Genomic DNA, 12,990 nt, shown 5'->3' on the forward strand with positions numbered 1-12,990 from the left:
GTTTTATCCATGTTAGAATCAATCAACTATTAGAATAAGTTAGGTATCGCAAATGAAGATAATGAAGTTAAAGCTCGAAAACTATGGACGGTTTTCAAGTTTAGTACTGCCGCTTGCTACCTCTGAGACTGTTAAATCTAATGTAACAGTAATCGTTGGGAATAACGGTGCAGGTAAGACAACAATTCTTACGTCTTTAGCTACTTCTTTAAATTGGTTGGTTGCAAGATTGAGAAGAGAAGGTGGGTCAACTTCATCTATATATGAAAGTGCGATCAAAAATGGCACTTCATTGTCTTCAATTACGACTTATTTTAAGCATGATGGATTGAATAGCGCTCAATCACAAGCAAGTCTATGGGCTAGCGAAGATTCAGAGTTTCAGTCATGGAAGTTAGTTAAAGGCAGAGAAGGGAAAGAAAAAAACGAAGCGAGTGAATTAACTCAGTTAACCAAGTTAGCAAGTATATACAGGGCGAATTACACGAAAGACGATAATGCCTCATTACCGTTAATAATTTACTACCCTGATGATCGAACTGTGGCTGATATTGATGTAGATACTCCAAATAAAACCGAATACACACAATTTGATGCTTATACCGATGGCTTGCTACGAGGCGCTAATTTCAACGATTTCTTTGAATGGTTTAGGTATCAAGAAGATGTAGAGAATGAGTCATTGATGTCTCAGTCCGCATTAGATGACCTGAAAAAGAATGTTGAAGAAAGTGTTTACCAACAGATAGTGCTAGCTCAGGAAAGCAAAAAAGATCCACAACTTCAAACTGTTCGTAGAGCTATTAGTGTTTTTATGCCTGAATACACGGAATTGCACATTAAGAGGAAACCAAGGCTTCACATGTCAATTAAGAAACATGATGAAGTATTAGATGTTGCTCAATTATCTAAAGGTGAGAAGTGCATGCTTGCTTTAGTGGGCGATATAGCTAGGCGCATGGCTGTACTTAATCCAAGTCTAGACAATCCATTAGTTGGTGAAGGTATAGTAATGATTGATGAAGTCGATGCCCATCTTCATCCAAAATGGCAGCAGACAGTTCTTACAAATCTAGAGAAAACATTTCCTAACCTTCAATTTGTGGTAACTACGCATAGTCCTCAAGTTCTATCTACTGTTAAAAAAGACTCTATTGAAATTATTGATAATGGTACAAGAGTTCCTGTTATTGGTGATACTTATGGTGTTGCGAGTAGCGATATTCTTAAGGAAGTAATGAAAGTTAATCCAACTCCAAGAATCGAACGAGTACTTAAGCTTGAGAAGTATTTAGAAATGGTCGATTTAGGTACTCATACTTTTGATGAAGGAATTGCTCTCAGGGCTGAACTTGAGCAAGACGAATTTTTTGGTAAAGAGCACGCTGAACTACAAAAAGCAGACCGTAAGATTCGTAGAAAAGGACTGCGTTCATCATGAGAACAGTCAGTAAAACAGAACTGGGAACAACAACCTTAGATAGGCAGAATAATAGAATTGGCAGACCAACAACCTCAGCAGAAGCAGACGAACGCTGGGGCAGTTTGAAAAAAACGCCAATTAGGAACCGTTTATTAAGCCAGCAATATTTTTTGTGTGCGATGACTGAATTCAATATCGATGAATTTAAGTCGAAAGCTGATAGCAAACACGGCTGTCATTTAGAGCATATAAAGCCTAGAAGTAAGTTCCCAGAGTTAACTTTTGAGTATGAAAACATTGTTATTTCGGTACTTGACGATTTAGACCAACGTAAATTTAAGCAAGACTTCTTTATAGGCGAGGAAGCCGAAGAAGATCTAAGCCACCAGTTGTGGTTTGGCGCAAAAGCTAAAGATGATGAGCTTGACGAAGCTTTATTCATTTCACCAACTGAACAAGATTGTCAACGCTACTTTGTGTACATCGAGCACAGCGGTGAAATCAAGCCTGCGAATGGTTTGGAAGGTGATGAGGTTAAACGAGCTGAATACACTATTAAGTTACTTAATCTCAATCACCCATACCTCAAGAACCAACGCTACAAACGTATGAAAGAAGTGTTAGATGATATTGAAGAATTGGATGATTTAGATGAGCAAATCGATATAGTTCGAGCCGAAATTAGCGAACATAATGGACAGATAGCTTCTTTTCCTTCGGCAGTTCAATCGTTAGTGTCAGGTACATAATGTCTCACCCTTTACCAAACTTTAAAGAGGAGCAGAGCGCTAAGATCCCAGCGCTTACGCTCCTTACCAATCTAAAATATACCTTTATTCCGCCTACAAAGTGCAATGAAATAAGAGGTAATCTCTCTACCGTTATTCTTTCTGATGTTCTTCGTAAAGCCTTGCAAAAGAAGACATACTCTTTCCAAGGAGAGGAGCGAAAGCTCCAACCTGCGTCTATCGATAAAATCATCCAAGAGCTAACGCCAGCGATGAATATTGGTTTAAGAGCAGCAAACGAAAAACTCTATAATGCTTTAACTTACGGCATTGGAATTACCGAATTTGTGGGGGGCAAGAAAGCAAGCCCAACCATTCAAATCATTGATTGGACAAACGCTAAAAACAACAGCTATCACTTTACTGAAGAGTTTGAAGTGACCAATGCGCATGGTACGGGCAAGCGTATCCCTGACATCGTTTGTTTTGTTAATGGATTCCCGTGGGTTGTGATTGAAGCGAAACGACCAGCTTCATCGCACTCAGGTAAACCTACTGTAGCGGAAGGTATTTCTCAGAATTTACGTAATCAGAAAAGTGATGAGATCCCACACCTGTTTGCCTATAGCCAATTACTGCTGTCTGTTAACGGTCATGATGGTCGTTATGGCACTTGTGGTACACCAGCTAAGTTTTGGGCGAAGTGGAAAGAAGAAGAGATTAAAGAATCTAAGTTTAATCAACTTAAAAATAAGAAACTAACTGAAAAACAGCTAGATCTAATTTTTGCTCATCGCCCAGAAAAAGCTAAGAGTGATTACCTTAATCTTATCGCTGTCGGTGATTTACAAGTTACCGATCAAGATAGATTGCTTGCTTCTTTGCTACGTCATGACCGTCTGTTAGAGATGACTCGCCTGTATACATTGTTTGATAAAAAGGTAGGCAAGATAGTCGCTCGCTACCAACAAGTGTTTGGTATTAAAGCTCTTATTGAGCGTGTTACATCATTTGATGACACTTTATTGGGTAAACGAAAAGGCGCTCGAAATGGAGGTGTTATCTGGCATACCACAGGGTCGGGTAAGTCGTTCACTATGGTCTTCTTATCGAAAGCCCTTATTTGGTTTAAGGAACTTGCTAAATGTCGAGTCGTGGTAGTAACTGACCGTGTGGATTTAGAAGCTCAATTAGCAAGAACTTTCGCATCAGGCGGAGCACTATCAGAAAAAGACAAGAAAGCGGCGTTAGCGACTACGGGTAGTCACCTTGCTAAGCAAATAGGTAAGGGTAATGAGCGTATTATCTTTTCAATTGTCGATAAGTTCCGTACCGCAATAAAACAGCCAGACTGCTACAACGAAAGCGAAGATATCATTGTATTGGTTGATGAAGGACACCGTAGCCAGAATGGTGAGAACAATATCCGTATGCAGCAAATGTTGCCGAAAGCAGCGTATGTCGCATTCACAGGAACTCCTCTGTTAAAAGGTGATAAAACCGAAGATAAGTTCGGCAAGATCATTCACTCTTATACAATGCAGCAAGCGGTTGAAGATAAGACGGTTACGCCTTTACTGTATGAGGAACGAGTTCCTGATCTAAGCACTAATGATAAAGCGATTGATGCTTGGTTTGACCGTATTACAGAAAAGCTCACGGAAGCGCAAAAATCCGATCTAAAGAAAAAGTTTTCTCAGAAAGGACAGGTTTATCAAACCGAAGGTCGATTGGAGCTTATTGCCCATGATATCTCAGACCACTTCCAAAACTTTAAGCGTCAGGGCTTAAAGGGGCAGTTAGCCTGCCGAAATAAGACGACAGCTATCAAGTATAAACAGTTCTTAGATAAAATTGGCAAAGTGACATCAACAGTCGTTATGTCTCCACCTGATACCAGAGAAGCTCATAACACTATTGAAGACGAAGATATCGATATTGTTCAAAAGTGGTGGAAGGATAATGTTGGTAGTGAAGATGAAAAAAAATATACTGCTCGTATGGTGGACTGGTTTGCAGAGGATGATGGTCCCGACTTGATGATAGTGGTTGATAAACTGCTAACAGGCTTTGATGAGCCAAAGAACACTGTTCTTTACATCGACCGTTCCCTAAAAGAGCATAATTTGATTCAAGCGATTGCTCGTGTGAACCGTCTCCATGAGAAGAAACAGTTCGGTTATTTGATTGATTATTTCGGTGTATTAACGGAACTGGATACAACCATAGATAACTACCAACAATTAGCTGAAAGAACCTTGGGTGGCTACGATATTGAAGATATCAAAGGTCTGTATCACAGCATGGATACAGAATATAAGAAGCTACCAGGGTTATATTCTGAGCTGTGGTCATTCTTTAGTGAGGTTAAGAATACAGGTGATCACCAAGCAATGATCAGTGTGTTCACTCCTCATATTGAATTGATCGATGGACAGCTAACCGACCTCAATTTGAAGAAGCGTCATGACTTCTATGATGCGCTATCAGCTTTTGCTAACTGTTTGAAAGTAGGGCTTCAGTCTGCCACTTATTTTGAAGATAAGAGTTTTGATACGATTGATCCTAAAACAGCACTAAATAGACGGGATCTATATAAGAAAACGCTGAAATCAATGTCTGAATTGAGAAAAGTAGTTCGTCAAGAAGCAGAAGAAACCATTGATTACGATGAGTATTCAGACGGTATTCGCACCATGCTAGATAAGCATATTGGTGGGGTTGAAATTAAAGAGGCTGAAGGTGCTTACCTTGTTGGAAATATGGGTAAAGATGCAAACCCTGAGCAAATGACGGATCAGGAAGCCGCCAACAAAAAAGATGTAATTACGGGTCGAATCCGAAGAATGATTGATCAAGACCTTGAAGATGACCCTTATGCGAAAGAGTACTTTTCAAAGCTACTAAAGCAAGCCATCGAGCAAACGAAAGAGATGTTTGATGCTCCAGTAAAACAGTACCTATTGTTTGCTGACTTTGAACAACAAGTAAAAGAGCGTAGGGTAGATACGATGCCTAACGAGCTTTTCTCTGACTTAGATTCTAAGGCTAGACGCTTCGTACAGGCTTACTACGGTCTGTTTGAGTTAAAACTGGTTGATGGCGTGGCATTAGGTGAAAAAGAGCGATTTGACTATGCCGTGCAAATTGATGCGGTCGTAACCAAAGCTGTCGCTGAGTTTTCAATTAACCCTAGTGAAATCGAAAACCAAATCCGTAAGTCGTTACTACCTGTTTTGTTTAAAGCCATTGGAATGAACAATGCCAAAACGATCATTGAAGAAATCATCAAGATTACTCGTTTAGGTATCAATGGTTATGGTATGGCAGAATATTAACTGTGACTTCTATTTCATCAAAAGAGCGAAACAAAGAAGAATATAGCTTTGTGTATGGTGATGAGGCTGTTGATTACGAGGTTGTTCGTAGAGTTTTAGTACCGAATAAAGTGACACCCCAACAGAAACGTAAGATTACGATCAGTGTTGAACCAAGTTGTGAAATCATCGTGTATGCTCCAGAGGATGCCGAAAGGAGTGAGCTTCATGATGCAGTTATGAAGAGAGCGAATTGGATTTACCAAAACCTTAAAGAGTTTCGCACTCATCAAGAATATGTTCAGAAGAAGCAGTATATCAGTGGTGAGATGCTGTTTTATTTGGGTAAACGCTATGTCCTGAAGGTTGTCGAAGATCGTGACGGTATTGCTTCTGCAAAAATGGTGGGGGGCAAGCTACAGGTTACGCTCGCAAGGTTTAATGACGATAAGACTGCAATGGTCAAAGCACTCGTTCGGAACTGGTATATGGTGCGAGCAGAGCGAATCTTCCATCAACGCCTAGCTGAATTACTTCCTAAAACTACATGGGTGGATGGTATCCCAAGCTTTCGAGTCATGCCAATGCAGAAGCAGTGGGGGAGTTGTTCAGCGAAAGGAAATCTGATGCTAAACCCCCACCTTATAAAAGCGCCACGGGACTGCATCGACTACGTGATTCTCCATGAACTGTGTCATATTGCAGAACATAACCATAGCGAGCGATTCTGGCGATTGCTTACCAGTGTCATGCCTAACTGGAAAGAAGTTAAGTCTCAGCTTGATGGAATGGCAGAATTGTATTTAAGCGATTAATTTAAATAGAGAATCCACACTGCGAATGCAGTGTGGTAATCGTAAAATGCATAAGAACAGTGTTCCTACTCGATTTAACTCAACGCTTGAGCTTTAAGCATAAAACCAAAATCCCACTGGTGGGATTTTGGTAAGTTTCTATTAATCGTTGACGTATCACGTTCATTAATTGGTTTAAAAATCTTTATACAATCTACTCTGCTTTATCTAAAAGGTCTTTGCGATCAGCAGGTAAAAGATCGGTAATATCACACTCTAATCCCCGAGCGAGTTGATACAGTTTTTCGACTGTAATTCTTACACCTTCTCTCTCAACTTTTCCAAGATAGCCTCGACTAAAACCTGCTTTGATACTGGCTTCAGAGTTTAACGTAAAATTGCTATTGACAAGCTTTATGGTCCGCACAATAATAAAAACAAGGACCATAAAGGTCAAAGAAAACAAAAGCAGGGTGACCAGCCTGTGTTGCGCTCACTAAGGAGAAAGCATGAGCAATAAACTAATAACAAACACTGAGTTTTCAGATGCTCCAACACTTTTAAATGACGGCATTTTACCTTTATTGGACGTAAAGCTTGGTGTGGCAGTGCTCGATAACCATAAACGTATCATTACTCAAACAGCCCTGTTTGATGCTTTTGCCAGACCTCGAAAAGGGGAAAAAAGACTAGAGGGTCTACCCTCAATCGTTGGTGCCAAAAACCTATTGCCATTTATTTCTGAAGAATTAAGGGAAGTTGCGCAACCTGTTAGCTATGTTGCTGACGGTAAACTGAAAGTGGGGTATGACGCGACATTAATTCCAGAAGTCTGTGAAGTCTATATAAAAGCACAAGAATCAGGTGTACTAGGAGATAAACAAGAGCATATAGCAACGCGATGTAAGCTTTTAGTGCGCGCATTAGCAAAAATAGGCATTGTCGCACTCATTGATGAAGTTACAGAATTTCAGCTTATTAGAGAACATAATGAGCTTACTCGCTTACTTTCGGCTTATATCTCTAAGGACCTCATGAAATGGACCGAACGATTTCCACGCAAGTTCTATACTGAGTTATTTCGACTATATGACTGGGAATTCAAATATCAAGAGGGCAGTTTACGTATCGCCAACCCACCATATGTTGGCAAATTTACTAAGCAATATGTCTATGATTATATGCCACCAGAAGTAATGGAAGATATCAAAAAAGACAACCCTAAGAACAACAAAGGTGGACATAATAATCGATTCTATTGGTACTTAACTCAAGATATTGGATTACCTCACTTAGATCAGCATATTACAAAGCTAATAACGGTAATGGAGCTTTCTGCAAACAAAGATGACTTCAAACCTAAGTTTAATCAAATTTTTGGCGAAAAACCTAAACGACTAGGCGTTAAAAAAAACTAGCAGAATAGTCAGTAATCTCTAATAAGAGGGTGTCTTATTAAGACACCCTCTTTAACATTAGTGTTAGCCCATAAGGATTTACTTCAAGAACTTCCCACGCATACTTTGTATCTTAACGAAGAAATATCGAAACTTGAAAGTCAGATCTCGATATTGGAGTACAAAGCCATTATCGTAGCGAAACTAATTACCAACGAACTAAATGGCAAGAATTGAGATATTTAGGGCGTATGACAGGAGGGGTAAAATGGAAAAAGAGCTAATCAAAATCGGAAATTCAACAGGCTTAACGATTCCTGACGAATGGCTGGCTGAAATGAATTTAAGTCTTGGTTCTAAAGTTTCGTTAGTCCGCGAGCGTGGCGGAATTGTCGTTAAACCATTAACAGAAAAGCCAGAATTCAATACCAAAGAGCTTATGGCTAACACTGATTTCGAAGCACAGCGTCAAGATCCACAGCTTCAGATTTGGGGTAATAAGCGAAAGAAAGGTCGCGAGAATACATAAAATTTCAGCTTTATCAGCGACCAATTGAATTGCGTGTGCAAATAGGGAAGAAAAATCAGCTCAAGCATGGAGCTGATTGATCGTAGTTAAATGAAGTGACTTTCATCAGTTCAAAGTATTATTGCTCAATACTTCATTACGCTCAGCTAAACGACCTTCAAGTTTAGCTTTTTCAATTAGTGTTTGCTGCAAGATGTCACTGCATTGAGTTAGCTCAGTACGTAGTAGGTCATTTTCTGCTAGTAGCCTGTCCTTTTCTACTGCTAGCACAGCATTAGTACGTTGATATTCAAAGGAAGCGTCTGAGCTAACCTGCAATTCTTGCACTAGATTTTTTAGCCTTTGTACCTCATCACAAAGATTGCTTTTTTCTTCTGTGAGTTCTGAGAGTTGATCTGGTAAAGGTTCAAGCTCTGCTAGCTTGTCTTGAAGATCTTCTATCGTTTCGCTGGACTGAATTACCTGCTGTCGTTTTAGCTCAGCTTGGTGTTCCGCAACTTTAACCCGAGTCTCGACAACCTGAGATATATCTTGCTCTACAGCTTGCCATAAGGCATTTAAATCAAGTTTAATGGCTGATTCAATAGGAGCAGAAAACCATTCGGGGATTTCGCTATAGCTTCTTGTTACTCTTGATTGCATTGTATCTAGCACACTAAATACGATCTGAACTTTTGTATACTTTCCTCCAACTGCATCTTGGAGCTGAGTTGGGTTTTTAAATGGCTTTCCAGCCGCTCTTGCTTCTTCAAATGCGTTTAGGTAGATGTCAAAACTCGTCCCTTTTTCTGGGTCTTTTCTTGCGTTGAGCATTTCTTGTACGTATTTTTGTTTTACTGACTCACGTACCTGTGAGTCAGTAAGTTCGTTAGTGTGTACGTTCATTTACTTATTCCTCAGTACGCCAGTTCTGTTGTTTGTTCATCTAACCACGCTTCGATAGTTTCACGTTTCCACCCAACAATTCGGGGGCTTAGAGCTGTAGCAGGTGGTAATCGACCTTCCTTCCTCCAACGCCAAATCGTTACCTTTGTTACACCAAGTTGATTTGCTAACTCATTTATTCTTATAAATTTTCTATCAATCATTTTATTATTCTCGTTTTTAGATTGTTCGTTTGTCTTGGTGTAATCATATGTAATATGCTGATGGGCTTGTAGAGTGACAAAAAGACACAATGGGTGACACACATGGATGATCTAGCAGCAGCAAAGCTCAATAAACAGCTACGGAGAAACCTAGATCAGTTAGAAGATCTGGCAAGATCGGAAGGAAAGAGGCTTACTCAAAAGACGAGTAAAGGAGGGGTCTCAGTATTAGACGCTTTTGATGTCCCCATAGAAGAGCAAGTAGCAGTAGTGTTAGCCCAAAACATACCTTTCTTAGTTTCTTTTGTTGGAAAGCGTCCCCGAACGGTTCAGGACTTTATCCGTTACAGTGGTGGCTTGAGTTCCTGTATTGAAAGGTTGATCGATTACCGTACGTATGATCCAAAAAATAAAAAGCCAGGTTTGAAAAAACAAGATCCAGCAATTATTGATTATATAGATGTGTTGGAACAAATGTTTGTGAAAGCAAAAGGAAAGACACCGCAAAAGCCTTCTTCAGATAAGACGAGTAAAGACTATATAGTACTGGCATTACCTTTCTGTGCTTTGTGTTTTAGGCGGGTAAATCAGTCCCCTTACTATTGCAAAGAACACCACTCATCACGAAATGCCAATATTTACAAGCAAGCAACTCGAAGGCTAATGTCGGCAGTGTATAGACATTCAAATGATCTAAATGAGCAAACTAAATTAGAGAGATATAAGAACGGTGAGCAAAAGCTAGAAGCGAAAACACTCTATAGGTGGTTAGATTTGTTTGCTGCGTCACCAACGTTAGCAATTAGGGATCTAAGCAAATTGGATCAGGATGCTGATAATTGGCAAGCTTTTGTACAGTGTATTCTCGATTTTGCTTCGAAGCATTATCCGCATACTTTTACGAAATTACCTAAAGGTGTTGGTGCAGTTAGCTTTGATGATTGGATCATCAATGTCGCAGAAAAGCTAGGTGGACAGATTGAAGCGAATATGTGGAAATATAAAGATTCTGATAAATGGCTAGTGAAATCAAATTTAATGCAAAAGTCATTGACGCTATTGAATTGTTTAAGCCGATACGAGTCGATGTGTGTAGTTGAAAATTTTGAAGTGAAAACAGGATCTAAAGCGGGAAGCCAGATTGATGTTGCTAAGCATGCTATTGCAAATAAATTACTTAAAGAAAAAGAGACAAATGATTCAATAACGTATTCATTTATAGCTAAAAAGTCAGGGCTGTCTAGAACGACTATAAATAATATAGCTAAAAATATGAAAGTTTAATTATGTATGAATTAATACTGTAAAAAGTATTAATATTCATAATTCCCTCTGTATTTGAATTTGTTTAAAATATATTTTATATATAGGTTATAAATAAAATAAGAGTTGGATCTATTTTACATCTTCATTCCCTCAAATAAATGTGTTATAACTATTATAACTGTCATAACTATTTTAAAGTTATAATTTTAATATAAGGCTCATTGAGAAAGTTTGTTATTAAACATTCAAAATATGCCAACATTTTCAAAAAAAGCAGTGCGTCAGAACGCATTTCTAGTGCGCGAAACAGCATTTTCACTGCGTTAGGGCGCATTTCTAGTGCGTTTGCTTATAGTGACACATTAAATCGAAAATTCAGTGTTGCTATACCCGATAGCGGACACTCTTCTAGTGTTGCTTAGGTAGTAAGCGGTCACTTTGTTTATGTTGCTTTAATTTTTAATTTAAGTAAGTGTAAACTTTATCTTTTATTATCAGGAATAACCTAATCGATAATACTTTAATGATTGGCTTGTTTTATAAATAATAACCACTAATAGAGAGAGAAATAGAACCTGTTCCTGAAAGGGTTAATTTAATATATTTGACAAATGTTTTTTCCTGGTTCTTTGATTAAAAGTGCAGAGAACACAGTTCAAATATTTGTTGACTTATTCATCTATCGATATCTAATTAAAAACAAAAACAAAAACAAAAAAAACACTTAGTATTATGAAATACGCTAGAACAGTGTTCAAACTCATTTTTGTACATTTCCAGGTACGTTTTTCCTAATTGAATAAAGCATGAATTAACTGAAGTGTGGCAACTTGCTTAGTTGTGTGTCCAGTATCACTGGTACAGTTCAGTAAGTGTGAACCACAGCAATTGATGAATATCACCTGAAATACATAATTTATTTTAACTGCCAAAGTCTTATCCCTATACCTAATTTGTAATAAATTACAGGAAATTACAAAATTTGTGTAATTACAATTAAGCGCCGAGTTGCTACTGTTTCTTCAACACCCAAATGGAGAAATGACATGCTACATCTAACCAAAAACGATTTGATTTTGTGGGTAACCCATGCAATCGCTCACTTTGAAAGCCTTGGTAAAAAACAAAAAGATCTAGCGAACTCGCTTGGTATTGAAGCGACACGTTTAAGTGAAATGAAAACTGGAAAAGGGACTCTTTCTCCAAATTTAATAGAAAGAATTACTGAGCTATGTGGTGCTCCCCGTAGAAATCCAGGAAGGTTCGAATATGCTGAATTATACCCAGATCTAGATACTTTCTTTTTGAGCTTGTTACCAGTTACTGAGAATCGTTTTTACAAAAAGATCCTCACGATGCTCTCAAACGCAGATTACTTGGATTCGATAATCAGTCACTGTAGCTCCAGAGAAGATAATAACTTGGAAACATCTCTTAGCCGAGAGCAAGCCATTGATAATATTAACAGCCTTTTAGTCAAGGACGAGTTTCAAAGTATTTGCCTAAATTATCAAAAACACCTTCTAGATTCGGGACTATCATGGACATTTAAGTGGGCAAATACTGAGAAACAAGGTTGGAACTCAAAAGATAAACTGATAATCGAAAATATAACAATCTCGGACGAAAGAATCTTTCATAGTTTGTACTTATCGTGGTGCCTGAAACAACACATAATCGAGTATGAGTTTGGTAGCGAACGATTAGTCAACATCAACCCGACTAAAGATCGAACTTCTCTCGTAATGACTGGGGATCGCATACTAACATTACAATCCGAATCATCGGTTAACTATCCAATAAACAAAGAAATAGAAAAGCTTCTAGGAAGTGCTCATAGTTACAAAGACATCCACTCAAGAAATAGTCCTTTCGGAGACCAACCTATCTTGTCTCCCAAGAAACAAGAGCCTAAACCAGATCGATGGGGTGATATCAGGTGCGAAGTGTATTTAAGTGAAAACATGAATTACCACTTTTTAATACATATGACGGCAGACATTATGGAATTTGAAGATCAAAACATTTTGGAGTATCCGACTGAATTAAATGATCGTGAACCAATTGTTCAACCAAATGATAGGATCGCAGTTATCACCAACATTAGTTCTTTAGAATTGTACCGACAAGTCGAGGAACTCAGAAAATGGGTCGGTATGCCTAGCGACAATTTATACAAGCTTAAGCAAAAAATTGCGAAGGCAGGAGGATACGTACCTGAGGCTATTGTTCTATTATAAGCTTAATATTAGACAGTTAGGAGTAGGGACGTAGTAATGCCATATTGCTTTGAGAAAGCAATTGTTTCTACCGAAACAGGCACACTTTGGAGCAAAGGTGAGTTTACTTAAGCCTTATATCAAAGTTGAACAGTGTTCATAGGCTGCATTAACAATTTGTCTTAATGAAGAGTCTATCAACGTGATACTTGATTGATATTTAGAATCA

General features: G+C 38.5%; 11 protein-coding genes. 8 read left to right on the forward strand and 3 right to left on the reverse strand.

Going from position 1 to position 12,990, the window contains the following annotated elements:
* The first annotated feature begins 52 nt into the window (after positions 1–52).
* The 4 genes from BCU75_RS24060 to BCU75_RS24075 are packed head-to-tail and all read left to right on the forward strand — an operon-like array spanning position 53 to position 6,283.
* Positions 53–1,441: an AAA family ATPase gene (locus tag BCU75_RS24060; protein WP_102475291.1), complete on the forward strand. Its 1,389-nt coding sequence runs from the start codon at positions 53–55 to the stop codon at positions 1,439–1,441.
* Positions 1,438–2,172: a retron system putative HNH endonuclease gene (locus BCU75_RS24065; protein WP_102475292.1), complete on the forward strand. Its 735-nt coding sequence runs from the start codon at positions 1,438–1,440 to the stop codon at positions 2,170–2,172. The genes BCU75_RS24060 and BCU75_RS24065 overlap by 4 nt, the downstream gene beginning before the upstream one ends.
* Entirely contained in the window at positions 2,172–5,489 is a 3,318-nt protein-coding gene (locus tag BCU75_RS24070; protein WP_102475293.1) for a type I restriction endonuclease subunit R, read from the forward strand. The genes BCU75_RS24065 and BCU75_RS24070 overlap by 1 nt, the downstream gene beginning before the upstream one ends.
* A 2-nt stretch (positions 5,490–5,491) precedes the next feature.
* Positions 5,492–6,283 carry a M48 family metallopeptidase gene (locus BCU75_RS24075; RefSeq protein WP_102475294.1) on the forward strand — a complete coding sequence of 264 codons (792 nt, stop codon included), beginning with the start codon at positions 5,492–5,494 and terminating at the stop codon, positions 6,281–6,283.
* Positions 6,284–6,476: 193 nt separating this feature from the next.
* Here BCU75_RS24075 and BCU75_RS24080 read toward each other — a convergent pair whose 3' ends face one another.
* A complete protein-coding gene (locus BCU75_RS24080; protein WP_425336952.1) occupies positions 6,477–6,728 on the reverse strand; it encodes a helix-turn-helix domain-containing protein in 252 nt (83 codons plus the stop codon).
* Between the two features lie 43 nt (positions 6,729–6,771).
* On the opposite strand from BCU75_RS24080, the gene BCU75_RS24085 reads away from it, so the two are divergent.
* Together BCU75_RS24085 and BCU75_RS24090 are read left to right on the forward strand one after the other, a co-directional pair.
* Complete coding sequence (locus BCU75_RS24085; protein WP_102475296.1) at positions 6,772–7,680, forward strand: P63C domain-containing protein; 909 nt, start codon at positions 6,772–6,774, stop codon at positions 7,678–7,680.
* A gap of 247 nt (positions 7,681–7,927) precedes the next feature.
* A complete protein-coding gene (locus tag BCU75_RS24090) occupies positions 7,928–8,188 on the forward strand; it encodes an AbrB/MazE/SpoVT family DNA-binding domain-containing protein (RefSeq protein WP_102475297.1) in 261 nt (86 codons plus the stop codon).
* Positions 8,189–8,293: 105 nt separating this feature from the next.
* Here the strand turns inward: BCU75_RS24090 and BCU75_RS24095 are convergent, their stop codons facing one another.
* Together BCU75_RS24095 and BCU75_RS24100 are read right to left on the reverse strand one after the other, a co-directional pair.
* Positions 8,294–9,073, reverse strand: coding sequence for a DNA repair protein (locus BCU75_RS24095; protein ID WP_102475298.1), 780 nt, complete (start codon positions 9,071–9,073; stop codon positions 8,294–8,296).
* 11 nt (positions 9,074–9,084) lie between these two features.
* Positions 9,085–9,276 (reverse strand): helix-turn-helix transcriptional regulator, encoded by a 192-nt coding sequence (locus BCU75_RS24100; RefSeq protein ID WP_102475299.1) that lies wholly within the window; start codon positions 9,274–9,276, stop codon positions 9,085–9,087.
* Positions 9,277–9,378: 102 nt separating this feature from the next.
* On the opposite strand from BCU75_RS24100, the gene BCU75_RS24105 reads away from it, so the two are divergent.
* Entirely contained in the window at positions 9,379–10,560 is a 1,182-nt protein-coding gene (locus BCU75_RS24105) for a hypothetical protein (protein WP_102475300.1), read from the forward strand.
* 1,028 nt (positions 10,561–11,588) lie between these two features.
* The gene (locus BCU75_RS24110) at positions 11,589–12,782 is read left to right on the forward strand and encodes a helix-turn-helix domain-containing protein (protein WP_102475301.1); all 1,194 of its coding nucleotides are present in this window, start codon (positions 11,589–11,591) and stop codon (positions 12,780–12,782) included.
* The last annotated feature ends 208 nt before the right edge of the window (positions 12,783–12,990 follow it).

This window comes from Vibrio splendidus (genome assembly GCF_002873455.1).
GTDB lineage: Bacteria > Pseudomonadota > Gammaproteobacteria > Enterobacterales > Vibrionaceae > Vibrio > Vibrio splendidus_J.

Bases quoted from the DNA above. Each gene is read 5' to 3' on its own strand.
- BCU75_RS24070 (WP_102475293.1), top strand. From the start codon at position 2,172: ATGTCTCACCCTTTACCAAACTTTAAAGAGGAGCAGAGCGCTAAGATC.
- BCU75_RS24065 (WP_102475292.1), top strand. From the start codon at position 1,438: ATGAGAACAGTCAGTAAAACAGAACTGGGAACAACAACCTTAGATAGG.
- BCU75_RS24085 (WP_102475296.1), top strand. From the start codon at position 6,772: ATGAGCAATAAACTAATAACAAACACTGAGTTTTCAGATGCTCCAACA.
- BCU75_RS24110 (WP_102475301.1), top strand. From the start codon at position 11,589: ATGCTACATCTAACCAAAAACGATTTGATTTTGTGGGTAACCCATGCA.
- BCU75_RS24100 (WP_102475299.1), bottom strand. From the start codon at position 9,276: ATGATTGATAGAAAATTTATAAGAATAAATGAGTTAGCAAATCAACTT.
- BCU75_RS24095 (WP_102475298.1), bottom strand. From the start codon at position 9,073: ATGAACGTACACACTAACGAACTTACTGACTCACAGGTACGTGAGTCA.
- BCU75_RS24060 (WP_102475291.1), top strand. From the start codon at position 53: ATGAAGATAATGAAGTTAAAGCTCGAAAACTATGGACGGTTTTCAAGT.
- BCU75_RS24090 (WP_102475297.1), top strand. From the start codon at position 7,928: ATGGAAAAAGAGCTAATCAAAATCGGAAATTCAACAGGCTTAACGATT.
- BCU75_RS24105 (WP_102475300.1), top strand. From the start codon at position 9,379: ATGGATGATCTAGCAGCAGCAAAGCTCAATAAACAGCTACGGAGAAAC.